This is a genomic window from Thioclava kandeliae (assembly GCF_040297545.1).
In the GTDB taxonomy this organism is placed as follows: Bacteria; Pseudomonadota; Alphaproteobacteria; order Rhodobacterales; family Rhodobacteraceae; genus Thioclava; species Thioclava kandeliae.
Genome location: NZ_JAYWLC010000012.1, coordinates 29,868 through 50,366 on the forward strand (window position 1 = coordinate 29,868; position 20,499 = coordinate 50,366).

Annotated in this window: 17 protein-coding genes; 11 read left to right on the forward strand and 6 right to left on the reverse strand. The window is 64.7% G+C overall.

Annotated elements, in window-relative coordinates:
• Positions 1-11: 11 nt before the first annotated feature.
• Together VSX56_RS13815 and VSX56_RS13820 are read right to left on the reverse strand one after the other, a co-directional pair.
• A complete protein-coding gene (locus VSX56_RS13815; protein WP_350937919.1) occupies positions 12-686 on the reverse strand; it encodes a methionine ABC transporter permease in 675 nt (224 codons plus the stop codon).
• Positions 676-1,743: a methionine ABC transporter ATP-binding protein gene (locus tag VSX56_RS13820; RefSeq protein ID WP_350937921.1), complete on the reverse strand. Its 1,068-nt coding sequence runs from the start codon at positions 1,741-1,743 to the stop codon at positions 676-678. The genes VSX56_RS13815 and VSX56_RS13820 overlap by 11 nt, the downstream gene beginning before the upstream one ends.
• Positions 1,744-1,954: 211 nt before the next feature.
• Here VSX56_RS13820 and VSX56_RS13825 point away from each other — a divergent pair, with 211 nt between their 5' ends.
• Genes VSX56_RS13825 through VSX56_RS13835 form a run of 3 tightly spaced genes read left to right on the forward strand, consistent with a single transcriptional unit; the run spans position 1,955 to position 6,624 of the window.
• The gene (locus VSX56_RS13825) at positions 1,955-3,076 is read left to right on the forward strand and encodes a metallophosphoesterase family protein (protein WP_350937923.1); all 1,122 of its coding nucleotides are present in this window, start codon (positions 1,955-1,957) and stop codon (positions 3,074-3,076) included.
• On the forward strand, positions 3,073-5,661 hold the full coding sequence (locus VSX56_RS13830) for an AAA family ATPase (protein WP_350937925.1): 2,589 nt from the start codon (positions 3,073-3,075) through the stop codon (positions 5,659-5,661). The genes VSX56_RS13825 and VSX56_RS13830 overlap by 4 nt, the downstream gene beginning before the upstream one ends.
• Positions 5,662-5,670: 9 nt before the next feature.
• Positions 5,671-6,624: a D-2-hydroxyacid dehydrogenase gene (locus VSX56_RS13835; protein ID WP_350937927.1), complete on the forward strand. Its 954-nt coding sequence runs from the start codon at positions 5,671-5,673 to the stop codon at positions 6,622-6,624.
• On the opposite strand, the gene mntR is transcribed toward VSX56_RS13835, so the two are convergent.
• Complete coding sequence (gene mntR / locus VSX56_RS13840; protein WP_350937929.1) at positions 6,621-7,049, reverse strand: manganese-binding transcriptional regulator MntR; 429 nt, start codon at positions 7,047-7,049, stop codon at positions 6,621-6,623. The genes VSX56_RS13835 and mntR overlap by 4 nt on opposite strands.
• Positions 7,050-7,249: 200 nt before the next feature.
• On the opposite strand from mntR, the gene VSX56_RS13845 reads away from it, so the two are divergent.
• From VSX56_RS13845 to VSX56_RS13870, 6 genes are all read left to right on the forward strand, one after another.
• Entirely contained in the window at positions 7,250-8,533 is a 1,284-nt protein-coding gene (locus VSX56_RS13845) for an Nramp family divalent metal transporter (RefSeq protein ID WP_339115286.1), read from the forward strand.
• Between the two features lie 297 nt (positions 8,534-8,830).
• A complete protein-coding gene (locus VSX56_RS13850) occupies positions 8,831-9,508 on the forward strand; it encodes a sugar transferase (RefSeq protein ID WP_350937931.1) in 678 nt (225 codons plus the stop codon).
• 36 nt (positions 9,509-9,544) lie between these two features.
• On the forward strand, positions 9,545-10,852 hold the full coding sequence (locus tag VSX56_RS13855; RefSeq protein ID WP_339115288.1) for a GumK N-terminal domain-containing glycosyltransferase: 1,308 nt from the start codon (positions 9,545-9,547) through the stop codon (positions 10,850-10,852).
• Positions 10,849-12,126, forward strand: a complete 1,278-nt coding sequence (locus tag VSX56_RS13860) for a hypothetical protein (RefSeq protein WP_350937933.1) — start codon at positions 10,849-10,851, stop codon at positions 12,124-12,126. The genes VSX56_RS13855 and VSX56_RS13860 overlap by 4 nt, the downstream gene beginning before the upstream one ends.
• Positions 12,126-13,292, forward strand: a complete 1,167-nt coding sequence (locus VSX56_RS13865) for a glycosyltransferase (protein WP_350937935.1) — start codon at positions 12,126-12,128, stop codon at positions 13,290-13,292. The genes VSX56_RS13860 and VSX56_RS13865 overlap by 1 nt, the downstream gene beginning before the upstream one ends.
• A complete protein-coding gene (locus tag VSX56_RS13870) occupies positions 13,289-14,416 on the forward strand; it encodes a glycosyltransferase family 4 protein (RefSeq protein WP_350937937.1) in 1,128 nt (375 codons plus the stop codon). Before VSX56_RS13865 ends, VSX56_RS13870 begins: the two co-directional genes overlap by 4 nt.
• Here VSX56_RS13870 and VSX56_RS13875 read toward each other — a convergent pair.
• Positions 14,397-15,800: an oligosaccharide flippase family protein gene (locus VSX56_RS13875; RefSeq protein ID WP_350937940.1), complete on the reverse strand. Its 1,404-nt coding sequence runs from the start codon at positions 15,798-15,800 to the stop codon at positions 14,397-14,399. The two genes, VSX56_RS13870 and VSX56_RS13875, sit on opposite strands and share 20 nt — an antisense overlap.
• A gap of 3 nt (positions 15,801-15,803) precedes the next feature.
• Positions 15,804-16,547, reverse strand: coding sequence for a sulfotransferase family 2 domain-containing protein (locus VSX56_RS13880; protein ID WP_339115293.1), 744 nt, complete (start codon positions 16,545-16,547; stop codon positions 15,804-15,806).
• Between the two features lie 208 nt (positions 16,548-16,755).
• Between VSX56_RS13880 and VSX56_RS13885 the strand changes: the two genes are divergently transcribed.
• Positions 16,756-18,783: a polysaccharide biosynthesis tyrosine autokinase gene (locus VSX56_RS13885; protein WP_350937943.1), complete on the forward strand. Its 2,028-nt coding sequence runs from the start codon at positions 16,756-16,758 to the stop codon at positions 18,781-18,783.
• A gap of 41 nt (positions 18,784-18,824) precedes the next feature.
• Here VSX56_RS13885 and VSX56_RS13890 read toward each other — a convergent pair whose 3' ends face one another.
• Entirely contained in the window at positions 18,825-19,418 is a 594-nt protein-coding gene (locus VSX56_RS13890) for a sarcosine oxidase subunit gamma (RefSeq protein WP_350937945.1), read from the reverse strand.
• 128 nt (positions 19,419-19,546) lie between these two features.
• Between VSX56_RS13890 and VSX56_RS13895 the strand changes: the two genes are divergently transcribed.
• On the forward strand, positions 19,547-20,497 hold the full coding sequence (locus VSX56_RS13895) for a GlxA family transcriptional regulator (RefSeq protein WP_339115296.1): 951 nt from the start codon (positions 19,547-19,549) through the stop codon (positions 20,495-20,497).
• Positions 20,498-20,499: the final 2 nt, after the last annotated feature.

Genomic DNA, 20,499 nt, shown 5'->3' on the forward strand with positions numbered 1-20,499 from the left:
TTCGTCTGTGATTACTGTCCGCGGCTCTTGGGCGCGCGTTTGTCCACCCGTGCCGCGATCCATTCCCCGATGGACTGGACCAGCTGCACGAGCACAATGAGAATGACGACCACCGCCAGCATGACTTCGGGCATGAAGCGCTGGTAGCCGTAGCGGATGCCGAGATCACCCAGACCCTCGCCACCGACCGCGCCCACCATGGCTGAATAGCCGATAAGCGAGACGACCGCGAGCGTGAGCCCCAGCGTGATCGAGGGCGCGGCCTCGGGGATCAGGACCTTACGGATGATCTGCATGGGTGTTGCCCCCATCGAGCGCGCCGCCTCGATCAGCCCGCTATCAACCTCGCGGATGGCGTTCTCGATCAGCCGCGCGATGAAGGGAACGGCGGCAATGGTCAGCGGCACGATGGCGGCAGTCGTCCCGATCGAGGTGCCCGCGATCGCGCGGGTGAACGGGATGATCGCGACCACCAGAATGATGAAGGGAACGGAGCGCGTGGCATTGACCACCAGCCCCAGTACCTTGTTGACCAAAGGTGCCGAGAGCAGCTCGCCCTTTTGCGAGCAGGCAAGGAACGTGCCCAGCGGCAGCCCGAACACGGTGCCCAGAAGCGCCGAGATCGCCACCATATACAGCGTCTGTCCGGTGGCCTCGATCAACAGATGGATAAGGTTAGCCGACATAGCCCAGCACCTCCGTAAACAGGTTATGGCGTTCGAGATAGGCCCGCGCCTCCGCCCCGCGTCCGGCGGGCAGCGAGACCAGCAGGTTACCGAAAGGCCGCCCGCTGATTTCCTCGACCGCACCGGCAAGGATATTGACCGAGACGCCCAGATCGCGCCCCAGAAGCGCCAGCATCGGGTCGGTCGCATGGGTTCCGGCGAAGGTCACGCGGATTACCTCCTGATCCGCGCCATCGCCCGGCGCGGATTGCAGGCGCGAGGCCACGAACTCGGGCAGGGTCACGCCGGTTACCCCCGACAGGAAGCTGCGGGTCGTGGGATGCCCGGGCCGCACGAAGACATCATAGGTCTCGCCCGCCTCGACGATTTTGCCCGCGTCGATCACCGCCACATGGCTTGCGATATCGCGCACGACAGCCATCTCGTGGGTGATCAGCAGCACGGTCAGGCCCAGATCGCGGTTGATGTCGCGCAGAAGCTGCAACACTGTCTGCGTCGTTTCGGGATCGAGTGCCGAGGTCGCCTCGTCCGACAGAAGCACCTTGGGGTTGGTGGCCAGCGCCCGCGCGATCCCCACGCGTTGCTTCTGACCGCCCGACAGCTCTGCCGGATAGCGGTCTGCCTGCACGCCCAGCCCGACCCGCTCGATCAGCTCGTCCACGCGCGGCGTGATCCGCGCTTTGGGCATTCCCGCCACCTCGAGAGGCAGTGCGATATTTTCACGCACGCTGCGCGAGGCCAGCAGATTGAAATGCTGGAAAATCATGCCGACTTCGCGGCGGATGCCACGCAGGTCCGCCCCACGAGCGGCCCCCACATCATGGCCTGCCACGACCACGCGTCCCGAACTCGGCACCTCGAGACCGTTGACCATCCGCAGCAGGGTCGATTTACCGGCGCCCGAACGCCCGATAATACCGGTGATCGTGCCCGGCTCGACCTCCAGAGACACATCCGACAGCGCGTCAAAACGACCGCCGCCCGGTTTGGTATAGGACTTGCTGACCGCCTCGAAACGGATCGCGGCCCCTTGGGCCTTCTCTTCGTCTGTGCTCATCTCACTTCGTCCATGCGGTTCTGACAATAGGGTCACGGTTGCGTGGGGATAGATAGAAACTTTGGGCGAGATTCAAGCGCATTCGCCCTGTTTTACAGGCATCCGCGCGCATCCGCCGCGAACAATGTCCACAGCCCCCCTTGTCTTCGATCACGATGACCTGTCAGATCATGAGCAGCCAGATCATCATTCTCCCTTTTCAGTAGAAGACATGACATTCCGTTTTATCCATGCCTCTGACCTGCATATCGGTCGCCGTTTCGCAAATATCCCCGAAGGCCCCGATACCAATCTGCGCGGGCGGCTGATGGAGGCGCGCCATATGAGCCTCGCGCGGCTGGCACAGGCCGCCCGCGATCAGGGCGCGGTCCATGTGGTTCTGGCAGGCGATACATTCGACACCCCCACGCCAACGGCTGCCCTTTTGCGGCAGGCGGTCGGTGCGATGAAAGACGCGGATGACATCACATGGTGGCTCCTGCCCGGCAACCATGACAATCTGCGCGAGGCCGAGCCCCTGTGGGAGACCCTCACCCGCGAGGCCCCCGCCAATCTGCGCGCGCTGACCGAGGCCACGCCCCGTCAGATGGCGGCGGGCGTATTCCTTCTGCCGGCGCCCATCCAGTGGCGGGCGCAGGTCGAGGATCCGTCAACCGTGCTGGATGTGATGGCCACTCCTGAAGGCGCCACCCGCATCGGGCTCGCACATGGCGGGATCACCGATTTTACCGATGAGGGCGGGGCGATCGCGCCGGACCGCGACACCCGCGCGGGGCTCGACTATCTGGCGCTCGGCGACTGGCACGGGCGGATGGCTGTCAGCGCGCGCACCCATTACAGCGGCACCCCCGAACAGGACCGGTTCAAACATGACCGCCGCGGACTCTGTCTGGGCGTCACGCTTGATGGGGCGCCCGATGTGCGCGAGATCGAGACGGGACAGTTTCTGTGGCAGGATCTGGAGCTGGATCTGACTGCCCAGCAAGACAGCGCCGCCGCGCTGGCCGCCTGTCTGCCGCCCCAAGGGCGGCGCGATATTCTGGTGCGCGTTACCGCACGCGGCTGGACCACCCTGCCCGGTCAGTTCGCGCTGGGGGAAATGGCCAAGGCCCAGAGCCCCGAATTTGCCCATTTCGTCCTGCGCGAGGACGGGCTCTCGGTGCAATATGCAAGTGATGACCTCGATGAGATCGACCATGGCGGGGCGCTGCGTCAGGCTGCCGAGGCGCTGAAATCCGAGTTCGACGATGATCGGCTGGCCCAGAGCGAACGGGCGATTGCCGGAGACGCGCTGGCGCGGCTTTACGCCTATATGCGGGAGGATATGCCATGAAGCTGCGCGCGATCCGGTTGAAAGATGTCCGCCGCTTCACCGCCCAGGTCGAGATCACCGGCATTGGTGACGGGCTCAACGTGCTGTCCGAACCCAATGAATATGGCAAATCCACCCTCTTTGATGCGCTGAAGGCGCTGTTTTTCGAGCGTCACAGCTCGAAAAAGAAAGAGGTGGGCGCGCTCAGGCCCCATGCGGGGGGTGCCCCCGAGATCGAGGTCGAGATCGAAACCGCTCAGGGCCGGTTCACACTGGCGAAACGGTGGTTCTCCAAACCTATGGCCGAGGTGCGCCAGAACGGGCGGGTCATCGCACAATCGGATGCTGCCGAGGACTGGATCGCGCGGCTTCTGGGCGCGGGGGATGGCGGTCCGGCGGGTTTGATCTGGGTCCGTCAGGGCATGACCGAGCTGGAAGGGCCGGTGAAGGCGGAGAACGAGGCGGCGCTCGCCTCGCGCCGCGATCTGATGTCGAGCGTGACAGAAGAGGTCGAGGCGATGACCGGCGGCCGGCGGATGGATATGGCGCTCAGGCGGGTCGACGGAGAACTGGCCCGCTATGTGACCGCCAGCGGCAAGCCCAGGAAGAACGGCCCTCTGGGCGATGTGCTCGACGAGATCCAGCGGCTGGAGACGGCGCAGGCCGAGCAGCAGACCCGCGTGGAGGCCCTTCACCGCGACCTCGAGACGCGCAAGCGCCACCGAAAGACCCTGACCGATCTCGAGGATCCCGAGGAAAGAGGCGCCCGCGAGACGCGTCTGGCCCAGGCGGAGACCGCGCATTCGGAGGCGCTTCGCCATGCCGAGCAGGTGGCCGCTGCCGCCCGCCAACTGCAATCGGACGGGCTGGCCGTGACCCGCGCCGAGGAGCGGCTGGGGCAGATGCGCAGCCTGCGGAAGGAAGCTACCGAGGCAAAGGCCGGGCTCGAGGCGGCGATGCCTCTGGCGGAGGCCGCCGCAGAGACCGAGGCCCGCACCCGCGCGCAGGCCAAGGAGCTGGCGGCCGCGCTTGAGGCCGCCCGCGAGGCCGAGCGCCAGCAGGCCGGGCGTCACGCCCGCGCCAGTCTGGCCGAGGCCGCGCGGCAGGGGGCCGCCCGTAAAGCCGAGATCGCTACACGGATCGAACAGGCTGAAGCGGCCCGCACGCGCCACGAGGAAGCGCAGGCCGAAGCTGGCTTGCTCCTTGCCTCCAAGGATCTGGAGACACTGCAAAGCCTCGAACAGGCATGGATCACCGAGGCGCGGCTCGCGGCGGCGGGAGCGGTGCAGCTGAGCTTCGTCCCCTCGGGCGCGCAGGAGATCCGGCTCGACGGCACCCCGCTGACCGACACGGCCACACCGCTTTATGCACGGGCCGATCTGGACCTGCCGGGCCTCGGGCAGTTGACCATCGATCCGGGCGAACGGGCCAAAGCGGGGGCCGCGCAGGCCGCGCACACACGGTTGATACAGGCGCTCGAGCGCCATGGTCTGCCCGATATGGCCGCCGCCCGCCGCAGCGCCCACCGGCGTGCCGAGCGGGAGGCCGCCGCCCGCGATGCGCAGGCGGAGCTGAAGATCAATGCTCCACAAGGGATCGAGGCGCTGCGCCGCGACCATGCCGCGATCCCCGCCCCGATTGAAGACCCCGAGCTGCCCCCGCTGGCCGAGGTGAAGTCCCTGCTGGAGGCCGCGCAAGCCAAAGCCGCCGAACTGGCGCCGCAAGCGCGGCTCGCGGAGGAAAAAGCCACCGAGGCACGGCTCGAGACGGGGCGGCTGCGAGGCCTGTCTGACGCCGCCCGCGAGCGGCTGCAACGGGCCGAGGACAGGCTTGCGGAAAGCGCGCGGATGGGCGATGAGGACAGCCTTCAGGCCGAGCTGACCCATGCGGCCCAGGCCCTGAGCGCGAGCCGCGCCCTGCATGACGATCTGCGCCGGAAGGCGCCCGATCTGGCGGGGGCCGAGGCGGCGTTCAAACGTGCCAGAGCGGTCATCGAGACCGCGCAAAGGGAAGCCACAGAACTTTCGACCGAGCTTGCCCGCCTCGACGAGCGCATTATGGCGGCCAACGGTCAGGCCATCGAGGAAAAGCTGGCCGAGACCCGCGATGCGCTCGAGGCGGCCCGCGCGACCGAAGCACGCCTGACCCATGAGGTCGCGGTGCTGCACCGGCTGCAGGCCGCGCTCGAGGCCGCGCGCAGCGCCGCCCGCGAGCAGTATTTCGCCCCTGTCGCCAAGGCGCTGCGCCCGCTTCTGGGGCTTCTGTGGCCGGAAGCCCAGCTGGAATGGGCGCAGGACAAGCTGTTGCCCGAGGCGCTGGTGCGCGCAGGCCAGTCCGAGCCTATCGACATTCTCTCGGGCGGCACGCAGGAGCAGATCGCACTGATGGTGCGTCTGGCATTCGCACGACTGTTGCAGGAGGCGGGGCGCGGGGCACCGGTGATCCTCGATGATGCGCTGGTCTATACTGATGACGAGCGTATTGAGAAGATGTTCGATGCGCTCAACCGTCAGGCGGGCGATCTGCAGATCATCGTCCTCACCTGCCGCCAGCGTGCCTTCCGCGATCTGGGCGGCCAGCGCCTGCATCTGACCCCCGCCCCTTAAGGAACCTCCATGACCCGTATCGTTTTCCTCGACCGCGCGACCATCGCGCCGCAGATCACCGTGCCACGACCAGTGGGCGATGTGGATTGGGTGCAATATGACCGCACCCGCCCCGAGGAGGTCACCTCGCGGCTGGCAGGGGCCATGATCGCGATCACCAACAAGGTGAGGATCACCGCCGAGGTGCTGGCGGCCTGCCCCGAGCTGAAGCTGGTGGCGATTGCCGCGACAGGCTTCGATTGCGTCGATCTGGAGGCGGCCCGTGCGCGCGGCGTGACCGTGTGCAATATCCGTGGATATTCGGTCAATACCGTGCCCGAACATGTCATTGCGCTGCTGCTGGCGCTCCGGCGCAACCTGATCCCCTATGCGCGCGATGTTGGCGCGGGCCGCTGGCAGGAGAGCGGACAGTTTTGCTTCTTCGACCATCCGATCCAGGATCTGGCAGGCAGCACGATGGGCATCGTCGGGCGCGGACAGATCGGACAGAAGGTGGCAATGCTTGCCCGCGCTTTCGGGATGGAGGTCTGTTTTGCCGCCCGTCCCGGACAGGTGGCGCAGGATGAGCGGATCGGTTTCGACGAGATGCTCGAGCGCGCCGATGTGATCTCGCTCCATTGTCCGCTGACGCCCGAGACGCGGGGGCTGCTGGGGCCTGATGCCTTTGCCAAAATGGCGCGCAAACCGGTGATCCTCAATACCGGTCGTGGCGGGTTGATCGATCTGGCGGCGCTCTCTGGCGCGCTGGAGGCGGGGCGGATTTCGGGCGCGGGGATTGATGTGGCCGATCAGGAGCCACCCCCCGCCGATGATCTGCTGATGCAGCTGGCAAAGGATCCGCGCGTCATCGTCACGCCGCATGTGGCATGGGCATCGGAGGCCGCCCAATCAGCGCTGGCCGCGCAGCTCTGTCAGGTGATCGAGGGGTTCATGGAGGGTAAGCCCCTGAATGTGCTGACCTAACCGCAGGCCGCCAGAAAGGCTTCAAAAGCGCTCAGCGTCTCGTCACAGACATGATGTTCGATCCCTTCGGCATCGAGCTCGGCCACAGCCTCCGGCACCCCTACCGCCATCAGGAGCGCCACCACCGTCCGGTGGCGCGCCCGGACACGGTCGGCCAGAGCGGCCCCCTCATCGGTCAGGAACACCCCGCGATAGGGCCGCGCGGTGGCCAGCCCCTCGCGTTTGAGCCGCGCGATCGCCTTGGTGGCGGTGGGCTGTGCCACCCCCATCCGCGCTGCGATATCGGCCACGCGCGCCTCGCCCATCTCGGCGATCAGATCCCCGATCAGCTCGACATAATCCTCGAGAAGGGCCTTCGCCTGCACCTCGCGCGCGCGCGTGAAACGGTCGGCCATCTCTTCGGGGGGCGTCTGATCCTGCGGCACGGGTCTCTCCTTCTTGGGGCGCTGCGCGTCTTGGGCATCGACGCCGCGTGCGAGCGCCCCAGATACCACATGGTGCAGAACGGAGCCAGCCTGAGCATTACATATTTACCCTTGCAAGAAAGTTAGCACAGGCTATATTTCTGACAATGTGCAATATCGGGGCCTCCCCTCCATTCGCCCCTGTCAATGAAGGCCATTCCATGAGTTCTCTCGCCAGCAAAGCGCAAAGCCGGATCGACGAGGTGCTATCGAGCCCCACGATCGGCTGGAAGGCGCGTCTGATGTTTCTGGGCCCTGCGGTTATCGCCTCGGTCGCCTATATGGATCCGGGCAATTACGCGACCAATATCCAGGCGGGCGCGGGCTATGGCTACAAGCTTCTGTGGGTCGTGTTGCTGGCCAATCTGATCGCGATGCTGTTTCAGGCGCTTTCGGCCCGTCTGGGAATTGTCACCGGCAAAAATCTGGCCGAGCTGTCGCGCGACAATTTTCCCCGTCCTGTCGTCTGGGTGATGTGGGTGGTTTCCGAGATCGCGGCAATGGCCACTGATCTGGCCGAATTCCTCGGCGGGGCGATCGGTCTGGCGCTTCTGTTCGACCTGCCGCTTTTCGTGGGGATGATCATCACCGCAATCATCACCTATGGTCTGTTACTGTTCGAGGGCCGTGGCTACCGCCCGATGGAGCTTATTATCGGGGCCTTTGTCGGGGTGATCGGGCTGTGCTATCTGGCCGAGGTGCTGATCGCACCCGTAGACTGGAGCGCCACGGCCCGCGGGCTGGTCACGCCCGATATGCCCGATACCGCAGCGCTGGCGATTGCGGTGGGGATTATCGGCGCGACCGTTATGCCACATGCGATCTATCTGCATTCCGGCCTGACCCAGAACCGGATGCCCACCCAGAAGATCGAACATAAACGACGCCTTGTGCGGTTTTCCAATGTCGAGGTCGTGCTGGCGCTGGCTGTGGCGGGCATGATCAATATGGCGATGGTGATGATGGCGGCGAGTGCCTTCCACGAGGGCCATTCGCAGGTGGCCGAGATCGAGACCGCCTATCACACGCTGACGCCCTTGCTGGGAGCGGCGGCGGCGGGGATGTTCCTGACCTCGCTGATCTGCTCGGGGATCTCCAGCTCGGTCGTGGGCACAATGGCAGGACAGATGATCATGCAGGGCTTCCTGCACTTCCGCGTGCCGATCTGGCTGCGCCGTCTGGTCACGATGGCGCCTGCCTTTGCCGTAGTGGCTTTGGGGGTGAACCCGACACAGGCGCTGATCTGGTCGCAGGTCGTGCTCTCGATCTCGCTGCCGGTGCCGATGATCGCACTCGTCATCTTCGTGTCGCGACGCGATATCATGGGCGAATTCGCGACGTCCATGCTGACCCGCTGCCTTTCCATTCTGGGCGCGTTGCTGGTCCTGACGCTGAACTTCGTGCTGCTGGCGGAGTTCTTCGGGGTGACGATCCCCTTCCTCTGAGCATGAGACCGCGTCCCGATACCAGATCCATGGAAAGGCGTCCTTATCGGGCGCCTTTCTGATTCGTAATAGCGCTAATCCCTACCACTACCGTGGCACGAAAATCCGTATAAAATTCGCGCCTTGAGGGACACACCTTCCCAAACGGCAACTGCAGGCGGGGGCGGCAGCCTGCCAAATACACCCACAAGATGTAACTTAACGGCATTTACCGAACGTTATCGGTTATCGGCCAAATCTGCACTCATCCGCTCGACAGGGCGGAGACGTTACGAGTTCATTTTTTTCAGGCTCCAGATGCAGCATTCGGTTTCCCTATCCAAGGCGCTTGGCGATGACGCGATCGTGCAGATCTCCAAGCGCCGTATCTATCACCGCCGGATGAAACCGGTTTTCGACCTGTGTCTGGCGCTCGCTCTTGTCCCCGTCCTCATGCCCGTCATCGCCGTGTTCTGGGCGCTGGCCCGTCTGGACGGGGGCTCCGGTTTCTATGGCCATACCCGTATCGGGAAGGATGGCCGCCCCTTCCGCTGCTGGAAGATCCGCACGATGGTGCCCGATGCCGAGCGCAGACTGGCCCTGTTGCTGGCCACCGATGCCGATGCCGCCATCGAGTGGGAACTGTCGCGCAAGTTGAAAAACGACCCGCGCGTGACCCGGCTGGGCCGGTTCCTGCGCAAGACATCTCTCGACGAGTTGCCCCAAATCTGGAACATCCTGCGCGGCGAGATGAGCTTTGTGGGCGCGCGCCCCGTCACAGAGGACGAACTGACCCTCTACCGCCATCGCCGTCAGGCCTATCTCAGCCAGCGTCCCGGTGTCACCGGTTTCTGGCAGGTGCTGGGCCGCTCCGATCTGCCCTATGCGCTGCGCGTCGAGATGGACATGGCCTATCTGCAGAAATGCTCCCTTTTCATGGATATCGGCCTGATCCTTCTGACCGTCGCAGTGGTGCTGCGCGGAACCGGCGAGTAACGCCCCTCCCCAGCCCCTTGCGCCAAGAGACACATTATGAACGCCTTCTCTCCCAAACTCGCCAAAACCGCCAAGACCCTGCGCCATGTGCATGCGCGCGGGCTCAGAGTGGTGCTGATCACGGGCCATCTGCCGCTCCAGAAGCGTAAGGCCTCGATGCAGTGGTTCTGCGAGGATGTGCAGAAACGCGGCGGTCATGTGACCATGGTCAGCGTGGGCTATAGCTGGATCTCGAAATGGCGCAAGGACCGCCGCCTGATGCAGGTGGACGGGCCGGTGCCCGAGGGCTACCGCCGGATCACTCCTAGTTTCGACGCCTATTTCGGCTATGCACCGATCCACCCGTTCAGCCTGCGCAACCGCAAGCTCGACACGCTGGCCGCGCCGTTGATGACGCTATTCCGGCACTTTTGGGCCCGACGGCTGCCCGCGCTGCTGGCGCAGGCCGATCTGGTCATCATCGAAAGCGGCCCTCCGGTGCTGCTGGCCGATATCGCCAAATCGGCCGCGCCCCATGCCAAGTTCATCTACCGCATCAGCGATGATGTGAAGGCGCTCGGCCTGCCGCAGATCGTGCGCCGCGCCGAAATGGCACAGGCGCATCTGTTCGACCGCATCAGTATTGCGGGGCCGCAGATCGCGGCGCGTTTCGACGAGCATCCCCAAACCGAGATCGACCCGATCGGCGTGCCACGCGCCGTGCTCGAAGCGCCGATGATCAATCCGTTTCTGGGCAAATTCGGCAAACAGGCGGTCTGTGCGGGCACGACCCAGATCGATCTGGCGACGGCGCGGATCATGGCCGAGGCCCGCCCCGACTGGCGCTTCCATATTCTGGGACGCATCGCGGATGTGCCCGCCGATCTGCCGGCGAACCTGATCCTGCATGGCGAGGTGCCTTACGAGGTCTCCGCCGCCTATATCCGCTTTGCCGATATCGGGTTGGCGCTCTATCAGGACAAGGCAGGCGCGGAATATCAGGCCCATCACAGCAACCGTATGCTGCTTTACCGGTATTTCGGGCTACCGATCCTCGGGCCGCATCGCGTCTTTGGCGGCATCGCGCTGCATGGCGCAGGCTATGATGCCCATGATCCCGACAGCATCCGCCTGGCGACCGAACGCGTGGCTGGGCTGCGCCGTGTGGCGGGTGATCCCGAGATCGAGGACTGGTCCCGCCTGACCGACCGGCTGCTCTCGGTGCTTCCGGGGATCCACCGTCAGGTGGAGAACGGGCGGATGGCGGATCAACGGAGCGGAATGCCTGCCGCCAATGGCGCGGAGGATCCGCTGGCGCAGCTCTCTTGCATGCACGATCCCTCTCTGCACGGCCCCCACCCATGAGACCGAAACTCTGGCTGCTCTCGCCGATCTCGCTGTTGGGACTTGCCTGGGTTCTGACGCTCGGGATCGGCGTGCTGCCCTTTCTCTATCCCGACAGTTTCTCGCTCGCACTCTATTTCCTCTCGCGCGAGGAACTGGGTGCAGAGGCGATCACCCTGATGGGGCTTGCATGGATCGCCGCGGCACTTCTTTTCTTTGTGGCGCTCAACGCTCTGACGCTCCTGCGCGCCAGGGACCTGCCCGACACCCGCGCCCTGACCGATTTCGAGCGTATGGCACGGCGGATCTTCCGTGCCAATCTCGTCTGTCTCGGGATCACGCTGGTCTGGGTGCTCAGCAGTGCGGTGCAGATGGGCGGAATCGGCGCGCTGATCGAGAGCGCCCAGAGCGATGCCAGCAGCCTGCGCGACCAGATGCTGGAGAACAAACTGTTCAGCGGGATGCGGTTGTTTTACGGTGCCCTGCCGGCCATCGGAGCCATGGCCTGTGTCATGCTGGCCGCTGGCCGGAAATTCGGGACGATGTCGCCCTTCGCGCGCCGGATCCTGATCCTCGTGCTGATATCGGATTTGGTGGCGCTGGCCCTTCTGCCGATCGTGATGTCACAGCGTATCCTGCTTTTGCACCTCATGCTGGCCTCCTATTTCGGGCTGTGCATGGTCCATCAGCGCATCGTGGCGCTGCCACAGCTGATCCTGGGGGCCACGCTATTCCTGACGACATGGGTGCTGCGCGAGGCTGTGACAAATCCTACGATCGACAATCATTCCGCCCTCGAGATCGGCCTGCAGAAGCTGGTCTTCTATATCTCGAATGACTTCCTCAATTCTCTGCTGCCGTTCACGCAAGAGTTCGACCACATGCTGGGATATTTCAGCTTCCATTTCCTGCTGATCCTGACCCAGAGCCGCGATGCGGTTGATGGCCTGATACCGGAACGGCTGGAACGGATCGAGTTGGTGCGCGGCGGTGGCGAATGGTCGATGCTGACCACGCCCTATGTCGATTTCGGCATCGCCGGTGCGCTGGTGCTGCTGGCGGTCTTCGCCATTGCAACGGCCATCGCGTTCCATCGCGGGCATTTCGGGCTGACGGCGGCCACACTTTATGCCCATCTCGCGGCGGGCTTTATGCTCTCTACCCATGTCCAGTATTTCACCAATGTAAATTTCGTTACGGGTCTTGCGCTGACCGCCTTTCTGGGACGCGCCTGCCACCTGAGCCAGCAGAACGCTGGTCGCCCCGCGATCACGCCACTGCAAAGAGCCAGATAATGCGAATTGCCCATATCCTGACACGCCTGCTTCGCGCGGGTTCGGAAGAGAACACCCTGTCGACTGCCCTGTGGCAGGCCCAACACGGGCACGAGGTCCATATCATCCACGGCCCCGATCCCGATCGGGGCTGGGCAGCCGAATACGGGCATCTGATGGCCTTCCATACGCTGCCCGATATGGTCCATCCGGTGGCCCCGCTGGCCGATCTGCGGGCGGTCCTCGCGCTGCGCGGGCTGCTGCGCAAACTCGATCCGGATGTGCTGCATACCCATCAGAGCAAGGCGGGCGTGCTAGGGGCACTGGCCGCCCCCGCCTGCCCGCATATGGCGGTGCTGCGCGGGCTGCATATCGTGTCCTTCCAGACATCGTCATGGCCGAAACGCGGGCTGTTTCTCGGGCTCGAACATATAGCGGCACGCTTCAGCGACCGCTTCCTCGCCGTCTCAGATGCGACCGGCCGCGCCTATCTGCAGGCGGGTATTGCCCGCGAGGTTACAACCATCCATTCGGGGATGGATCTGGCACGTTTCACCACGGCAGGTCCGGCGCCGGATCTGCCCTCTGACGGGCCGATGATCGTGATGCTGGCGGCCTTCGAGCCCCGCAAGCGCCATGCCGCCTTTCTCGAGGCGCTCCCGCCGCTTCTGGCCCGCCACCCCGATCTGCGCCTGTGTTTCGCCGGCAAAGGTCCCGAAGAGGCCGCGATCCGCGCGCAGATCGCGCGGATGGGGCTCGGGGATCATGTGTTGATGTTGGGCCATCGCCCCGATCCGGAGGCGCTGATCGCGCGCGCCGATCTGAGTATCCTCTGCTCGACCAATGAAGGGCTGCCACGGGTGATCGTGCAATCGCTGGCGGGGGGGTGTCCGGTGGTCTCGACCGATCTGCCCGCACTTCGCGAGGTCCTCACCGATGGGGTGAACGGGCTGATCGCCCCACCCGATGACCTGCCCGCAATGATCGGCATGATCGATGCGCTGCTGGACGGGCCCGCGCATCTGGCGCGTCTCGCGCAAGGCGCGCAAGAGACCGATCTATCGAACTGGGCGCTCGACCGGCTGGGGCGCGAGAGCACCCGCCAGAGCGTGCTGGCATGGCAGGCCCGTCAGGCCCGCCACCAGCGCCGCGCTGCGGCCCATCTGGCAAAAGGGGTCATTCAATGACACATCTGCCGAACCGCTGTGCGGTCAATGCCCGCTTCCTGACCCAGGCCCAATCTGGCGTGCAGCGCTATGCGTTCAATCTGCTGAGCGCATTGGACCAGAAACTCGGACAGGGCGCGCTGGCCGAGGCCATCGGACCTGTTACCGCCTATTATCCGGCAGGCGCGCGGCTGCAGATCCGCCCTGACTGGCGTCATATCCGGCTCATGCCCCTAAGCAGCCCATGGCCGTTCGCGGGGCATCTATGGGAACAGATCACCCTACCACGCGCCTGCAAGGGAGCCTATCTGCTCAACCTGACGGGCTCGGGTCCGCTCAGCCATGCCGAGCAGCTTCTGGTGATCCATGATGCCAATGTCTGGAAACTCCCCGAAGCCTTCTCGCGCCGCTACCGCACCTTCCATAAAACGGTCCGGCCCTGTCTGGCACGGCGCGCGCGCGATCTGGGCACCGTCAGCCAGTTCTCGGCAAGCGAGCTGGCCGAGGTTCTGGCACAGCCCGAACTCAGGTTCCGCGTAATCCCCAACGGCTCCGACCACCTTCCACCGCCCGAAAATACCGCAAGGGTGCTGCAGGAGATGGGACTGGTGAAAAACGGCTTCTTTCTGGCGGTGGGCAATCTCTCGCCCAACAAGAATCTCGCGCGACTGATCGCGGCGATGGCCGAGGCCGGTCATCCGGTGCCGCTGGTCGTAGCGGGGGCCAGTGCTGCGGGGCTTGCAACAGATACGGGGCCGAAAGGTCTTTGCCCGCCGGAACATGTCCGTTTTCTGGGACGGATCGATGACGCGACGCTCGCCGCGCTTTATGCAGGCGCGCGGGCCTTCATCTGGCCGCCGCTGCGCGAGGGATTCGGGATACCGCCTCTGGAGGCGATGCGCTTCGGCACGCCGGTGCTGTCATCCAACACCACCGCCATGCCCGAAGTGCTCGAACATGCACCGCTTTACTTCAATCCCGAAGATAGCGGGGCGATCGCGCAGACGATCACGAGATTCCTCCGGCTGTCCGCCAAAGCACGCGATGCCATGGTGATGGAGGGCCATAACCGCGCCTGCCGGTTCACATGGGAAGCCTCGGGCGCGGCGCTGGCGGATCTTCTTGTCAAGCGTGTGGCGGCATAGACCGCCCGCGCGAGCGCCGGAGCACCACCGCCCAGAACGGCAGGCAGGCCACAAGCATCAGCGCCCCCTGCCCCATGAGCTGCCACAGCAGCGGCCACTCCGCCACGAGCGTGCCCAGACGCCACAGGCAGACCCCGAGCCCCGCCGATAGTATATAGGGTAGCGCCAAAGCCCGCGCCACATCCTGCGGCCTGACGCCGATCAGCCGCAGGCTTCGCCCCAGCGTGACCGCCAGCGCAAGATAAGCGGCCAGAACATAGCTGCCAATGCCGGCATAGGCCGAGACCGGCAGGGCCAGCGCCACGAAGACCACGGTAAATGCCAGCGTCAGACAGGCCCGCCAGAGCGCCCGTCCAGCCGATTTCTGCGCGACAAGCGCCTGATCGAGCGCCAGCACGAGGCTTGCCACCGGCCCCAGAGCGGCCATGATCTGCACCATCGGCGCCGCAATCTCTCCCGCCGGACGCCCCAGAAGCCAGACCAGCACAGGCTGGGCCCAGAGCGCCGCCATCACATAGAACGGAGCGGACAGGGACGCCGCCGCCCCGATCACCCGCCGGACCAGCGCAGGGCCCTGCCCTTTGGCCCGCCAGAGCATCGGCAGCACCAGAAACCGGATCGGCGCAAGGGTGACGGCGTCCAGAAGCTGGAAGATCCGCTGCGCGATCTGGAAGCCCCCCGCCACGGCCCCGCCATAGACGAGCCCCAGCGCCAGTTGGAGCAAGGGCAACGCGGCCCCCGCCACCAGCCCGCGCCCCGCGATGGCAAAAACCTCGGGCGCGATCGCGCGGATGGCCCCGCGATCCGGTCCTGCCTGCGGCCACCAGCGGGCCATCCGCCATGACAGGACGGCCGAGAGCGCCGCGTTGAGCACCGCAAACCCCACGAGCGACCACAGCCCGGCCCCCAGCGCATAGAGCGCAAATCCCCCCAGCGCCGAGACCAGCTGCACGAAGGCCGTGCGGCAGGCGAGCGCCTTTAGCCGCAAAGCCTGCCGCAATTGCGCCTCCTGCACGGCACTCAGCCCCTGGAACAGTGGCACCAGCATCAACGTGGCGATCACCGGTCCCATTCCCTCCAGCGCCCCGATCCCCCACGCCGCAAGCACCATCAGCCCCAGCGCCAGCAGACAGATGCCCAGTGTCATCAGTTGCGCGAGCCAGAAGAGCGCGTCCATGCGGCGCATATCGCCGGGTGCAGTCAGGACGACCGCATCGGCAATCCCCCCCTTATGGACAACCTGCATCCAGCGGAAAAGCGCAAGTCCCGTTGCGAAGGCCCCGAGATCCGCCACCGGCAAAAGTCGCGCCATAGCAAGGAAAAACACCACGTTTCCGCCCAGACGCGACATTTGCAGAACCAGTGACCAGAGGCCCTTCGACATGGCTCAGACCCCGCCCTGATAGAAGCCGGCGGTCGCGGCGGAACGGATATGGTGATAGATGTCCAGATCGGGCGCGCAAACCGCCTCGACCCGTGCCCGCAACGCGGCAGGCAGCTCCGGTGCAGGATCGGGGCGGCGGTTGCGTGAGAGTGGCACAAGAGGACGGCCCGCCAGACGCTGCAGCGCGCGGCGGAAAGCGGCCCCCTCCTCCAGAAACCCCACCAGCGAGAACCGCTCCAACGCGCGACAGGCGCGCTGCGTGTCACCCGCGACATCGGCACTATGATGTTGATAGGTCTCGGCAAAATAGAACAGATATTGCGAGCCGAAACGCTGGGCCGCCTCCGTCCCGAGAAAGGCATCGAGCGTTCCGGCACGCGATGGATCGGGGTGGTGGCGCTGGACATAGGCATAATGCGACAGGAACCGCGCCACCGGATCGCGCAGCAAGGTCACGCAGGCCCGCGCCGGATCGAGCGTCGAGAGCACCGTGTCGCTAAACCGGACATGGGCCGAAATACAGCGCACCCGCCGGTCGAGCATCTGCGCCAGTTCCACGCGGCGCTGCGCATAATCAGCCAGAATCAGCTCCGTTCCCGTTGCCTCTGGCGCGAGCGCCTGAGCCAGACGTCTTGTCCTGTCGATATCGATCGTGGCCTGCGAGGGCCAATAGGCAAGGCGCAGGGCCGCACCGAAACTGGTGCCGCCGCATTTAGGAACATGGATATAGAGAAAGGAACGGGACATGGGACTCGTGACAGATAGATCGAATGCGAGTCATTTACCCTAACGGCATTAAGCACGAATTAACTGAGCCCCGCCATTCCTAAGACTAACTTATGGTCAACCCGCATCTGACGACGTTTTACGGGGCTTGAATGGTAGATATTTTGTTGATGGATTGCTTGGCTTTTATCCGCGCATCGCGCCCTGTTCATGATGGGGGAGACCTGCTATGAGCGTGCAACCGAATTTCCGCACCACCCAGCCACATCTGACGCTTAGCGCCGTTCAGGAGACGGCCATAGTCGAGGACGGGCAGATCATTGCCCTGCTGCGGATGGTTTGGGGCGGGCGATGGCTGATCCTTGCGGCCACGCTGGTCGCGTTGGGTCTCGCGCAGCTCTGGCTGAGCACGATGGCTAGGCCGCTTTACAAAGCGACCGCCAGCATCCTGCTCGACCCACGAACAGAACAGTTCACCGACCCCAATCCGGTTACCGAACGCATGCAGCCCATCGACGAGACCATCCGCCGGACCGAGGTCGAAATCCTGCGCGGCCGCCCTCTTCTGGGCACCGTGGTCGATGATCTGCGGCTGGTCGAAGACCCGGAATTCAATCCCGCGTTACGCCCTGAAAGTGCGTCCGCGCGGATCAAATCCCTGATCCCGCTCGAGAAAACCGATCGGGAAAAAGGCGCGACAGAGGCGCGTGAAACCGCGATCTCGCTGCTCGCGAATTCTATCTCGATCCGAAATCTGGCCCCCAGTCTGGTGTTCGAACTGAGCGCGGTCACCAGCGAAGCGGAGAAATCCACCCGTATCGCCGATCAGCTTGCCCAGAATTACATCCGCGAGCAGATCACCCGCAAGCGGGCGGAAAGCGATGAGGCGATCCGCTGGCTGGGCCAACGGGTGAGCGACCTGCAGCACCAGATCGAAACTTCGAATGCCGAATTGTCGAAACTCGACACCACCAATGCGGAAACCACGCGCACGCTGGTCCAGACCCGCCGGTTACAAAAACTTGACGGTGATCTGACGCAGGCGCGCGCGGCCCTCGACGCCTCGCGCAAGGCGCTCGAGACCCTCCCCGCCACCGCCTCCGAGGCCGCGCATGAGAGCCGTGCCGCGCAGGTCTCGATCGATGCCGCCACGTTGCGCAATCTCGAGCGGCAATATCGCGATCTCGAGGCGGGGCTGCGTGACGAGACCGAATCCGCAACCCGCCAGAAACTGCTGGAACAACAGAACGAGACCGATCTCTTGGTCTATGGGCATTTTCTGACTCGGCTGAAAGACACCATCGCGCGCGAGGGGCGGCAACTGGCCGATAGCCGTCTTCTGGCACCGGCGGTCGTGCCCTCCATGCCCTATCTGCCCCGCGCGCCCCTTGTCCTGTCGATGAGTGCGATGGCGGGAGCCGCGGTTGGCCTGACCCTACTGCTCTTGTGGCAGGCGCTGCGCCAGACCGTGCGCTCGGCGCAGGATCTGCAGGATCTGACCGGCCAGAAGGTGATTGGACAGCTGCCGCGCCTGCCCCAGCGCCGTGGCCAGAGCGGGCTTGCCTATCTCCATGACCATCCCGACAGCCCCGCCGCCGAGGCACTGCGCGCGCTGCGCACCAATATCGTGCTCGACCAGCTGCTGCTGGGTCAGAAGATTATCGCGATTACCTCCGCCAATCCGCAGGAGGGCAAAACAACGCTTTCTCTGGGGCTGGCGCGGCAGATGGCGAGCCTTGGCAAACGCGTGCTGGTGATCGAGGGCGATCTGCGCCGCAGGGTCTTCATGGAGTATCTGGGGCTCAAATGCCCACAGACCCTGTTGGGCGCTCTGACCGGCGAGACATCCTTGCAAGGCGCCGTTTGTGCTGATCCCTATAGCGGGATCGATGTGCTGGTAGGGGCGAAGCCCCCCGGCAATCCGGCGGATATCTTCGCGTCGAATGCCTTTCTGGCACTGCTGGACGAGGCGCGCGAGCAGTATGATTACATCATCATCGACACGCCCCCCGTGCTTTGCGTGCCCGACACACGCATCATCTTGCAAGGCTGCGACCGCGCGCTGTTTGTGGTCAACTGGAACATGACCACAAAACAGCAGGTCCGCGACGGCATCGGGGCGCTACATACATCGGGGCGCAAGCTGGGAGGGGTGATCCTGAACCGGATCGACCCGAAAAACCGTCAGGAATTCTACTACAGCGGCTATTATAGCACGCAGACCAAACCCTTCTGGCGCACTCGCGCCAGAGCCTGATGTCACGGTCCGGCAGGTAGCCAGCCTGCTGGACCGTCCCGTTACAGAGCCGGTTCCAGCGCGTTCGCGACACAACGGGGAGCGGCAGCACGCGCCACCATCGCGCGGTTCACCACCTGCCAGATATGCCCGCTGTCATGACGCGGCACCAGAAGCGCCAGCCGGTTGAAACTACGGCGAATGGCAAAGATCTCGGCTCCGCCAATACGGGCCGAGCGGGCCGATCCGGGCGCGAAGCTTGCCACATCGAGATCGGTCAGGCGAATTACCAGATCCTCGATCGTGCTGGCATCGCAGGCCACCAGCTCAAGCATGACCCGGCTCGCCCCCTGCGCGCTGATCGACAGGCCCGGCATCCCGTGCCGCAGATTACGGGTCATGTCGGCTTCGGAGACGTTCTCGGCCTCGAGCATCCATTGGCCCGGCCCCGTCCAGAACGCGCCAAGCCCGCGCCCGCCATGCCAGTTGCCCGGCCCAGGCAGGGAGACCCCCATGGGCACCGGCACCTGCGCGCCCCGCTTCACACCAAGCGAGACCAGCGCCATATCGGAGCGTTCCGACAGGGTGGTTGTCCCGATACGGGTCTCACGGGCCATCTCGGCTGCGTGACGGTCTTGGGTGTCGGCATGGGTCATCGGGCAATCTCCTTACTTATACAGGCACTTGATCGGCCTGCATTGCCACTGGAACGAGGGGGATAGTAGCGCCCGCCAAACGCTGTTACTTTCATTATAAAGACATTTCTTTTCATTATAGGGCCATCATGATCAGACGTATCGGTTTCCTGCTGATCGACGGATACGCGATGCTGTCGACGGCCGCCGCGCTCGATCCGCTGCGCGCCGCCAATAGTTTCGCGGGACGCACACTCTACGAGATCACCCTGCTGACGCCCGAAGGCCATGTCGCGACCTCGTCACTAGGCGGGCGGTTCGATGCGGTGCCTCTGGCGCAGGCGGGGATGGAATTCGATCTGGTCTTTGTGGTGGCGGGGGGCGACCCGATGCGGTTGCGCCGCCCCGATATCGACACATGGCTACGCCGCGCGGATCGGGCGGGGATCGAGCTGGGCGGGATCTCGGGGGGCGCGGTGCTGCTGGCGCGGGCGGGGCTCCTGTCGGGGCGGCGCTTCACCGTGCATTGGCATCATTACAGCGATATCGAGGAGATCGACCCGACGCTCCTGCTGGAGCGCCGGCTCTTCGTGATCGACCGCGACCGCTATACCTGCGCAGGGGGATCGGCCCCGCTCGACATGATCCATATGCTGATCGCGCGTGATCACGGGGCACATTTCGCGCACGAGATTTCCGACTGGTTCATCCAGGCGCAGGTGCGCCCCTCCGAAACACCCCAGAAAGGGTCGATCAGCGCCCGTTACGGGGTTCTGCCACCGATGGTGGAGGCGGCGCTGGAACTGATGGAGGCACATATCGCCGACCCGCTCAGCCCCGCGCAGCTGGCCCAGCTGGCGGGGCTCTCCGAGCGCCAGCTGCAACGCCAGTTCAACGCGGCCCTCGGTGCGCCGGTGATGGAGATCTACCGCCAGATGCGCCTCGATGTGGCCCGCGCACTGGTGCAGCGCAGCGCCCAGCCTCTGGCCGAAATCGCCCAGATGACGGGGTTTTCCTCACAGGCGCATTTCACCACCCGCTATCACGCGCGGTTCGGCACGCCTCCGCAGGCCGACAGGGCCGGCACCCGCAAGGGCTGAGC

What these genes read in the sequence shown, in the direction of transcription:
- VSX56_RS13835 (WP_350937927.1), top strand. Translation starts at nt 5,671, where the DNA reads ATGACCCGTATCGTTTTCCTCGACCGCGCGACCATCGCGCCGCAGATC.
- VSX56_RS13895 (WP_339115296.1), top strand. Translation starts at nt 19,547, where the DNA reads ATGATCAGACGTATCGGTTTCCTGCTGATCGACGGATACGCGATGCTG.
- VSX56_RS13825 (WP_350937923.1), top strand. Translation starts at nt 1,955, where the DNA reads ATGACATTCCGTTTTATCCATGCCTCTGACCTGCATATCGGTCGCCGT.
- VSX56_RS13875 (WP_350937940.1), bottom strand. Translation starts at nt 15,800, where the DNA reads ATGTCGAAGGGCCTCTGGTCACTGGTTCTGCAAATGTCGCGTCTGGGC.
- VSX56_RS13870 (WP_350937937.1), top strand. Translation starts at nt 13,289, where the DNA reads ATGACACATCTGCCGAACCGCTGTGCGGTCAATGCCCGCTTCCTGACC.
- VSX56_RS13850 (WP_350937931.1), top strand. Translation starts at nt 8,831, where the DNA reads ATGCAGCATTCGGTTTCCCTATCCAAGGCGCTTGGCGATGACGCGATC.
- VSX56_RS13890 (WP_350937945.1), bottom strand. Translation starts at nt 19,418, where the DNA reads ATGACCCATGCCGACACCCAAGACCGTCACGCAGCCGAGATGGCCCGT.
- VSX56_RS13885 (WP_350937943.1), top strand. Translation starts at nt 16,756, where the DNA reads ATGAGCGTGCAACCGAATTTCCGCACCACCCAGCCACATCTGACGCTT.
- VSX56_RS13865 (WP_350937935.1), top strand. Translation starts at nt 12,126, where the DNA reads ATGCGAATTGCCCATATCCTGACACGCCTGCTTCGCGCGGGTTCGGAA.
- VSX56_RS13815 (WP_350937919.1), bottom strand. Translation starts at nt 686, where the DNA reads ATGTCGGCTAACCTTATCCATCTGTTGATCGAGGCCACCGGACAGACG.
- VSX56_RS13860 (WP_350937933.1), top strand. Translation starts at nt 10,849, where the DNA reads ATGAGACCGAAACTCTGGCTGCTCTCGCCGATCTCGCTGTTGGGACTT.
- VSX56_RS13845 (WP_339115286.1), top strand. Translation starts at nt 7,250, where the DNA reads ATGAGTTCTCTCGCCAGCAAAGCGCAAAGCCGGATCGACGAGGTGCTA.
- VSX56_RS13830 (WP_350937925.1), top strand. Translation starts at nt 3,073, where the DNA reads ATGAAGCTGCGCGCGATCCGGTTGAAAGATGTCCGCCGCTTCACCGCC.
- VSX56_RS13855 (WP_339115288.1), top strand. Translation starts at nt 9,545, where the DNA reads ATGAACGCCTTCTCTCCCAAACTCGCCAAAACCGCCAAGACCCTGCGC.
- VSX56_RS13820 (WP_350937921.1), bottom strand. Translation starts at nt 1,743, where the DNA reads ATGAGCACAGACGAAGAGAAGGCCCAAGGGGCCGCGATCCGTTTCGAG.
- VSX56_RS13880 (WP_339115293.1), bottom strand. Translation starts at nt 16,547, where the DNA reads ATGTCCCGTTCCTTTCTCTATATCCATGTTCCTAAATGCGGCGGCACC.